The organism is Streptomyces sp. WM6372 (assembly GCF_001279655.1).
In the GTDB taxonomy this organism is placed as follows: domain Bacteria; phylum Actinomycetota; class Actinomycetes; order Streptomycetales; family Streptomycetaceae; genus Streptomyces.
Window position 1 is genome coordinate 1 of the sequence record NZ_LGDB01000156.1, and the last position, 271, is coordinate 271.

The following is a 271-nucleotide window of genomic DNA, read 5'->3' on the forward strand; positions in this document are numbered from 1 at the left end:
TAGGCCAGATGTGGAAGCCCGGTAACGGGTGGAGCTGACTGGTACTAATAGGCCGAGGGCTTGTCCTCAGTTGCTCGCGTCCACTGTGTTAGTTCTGAAGCAACGAACAGTTGCTGGTTTCTAGAGCTGGAACACAACTACAAAGTGTGCTTGTTCGCTCGAAACCGATAGGGTTTCGGTGGTCATAGCGTTAGGGAAACGCCCGGTTACATTCCGAACCCGGAAGCTAAGCCTTTCAGCGCCGATGGTACTGCAGGGGGGACCCTGTGGG

At 55.0% G+C, this 271-nt stretch carries 1 rRNA gene; it reads left to right on the forward strand.

The features are described 5' to 3' along the window. Nucleotides 1-174 precede the first annotated feature (174 nt). Nucleotides 175-271, forward strand: a 5S ribosomal RNA gene (gene rrf, locus ADK52_RS12920); the annotation flags it as partial.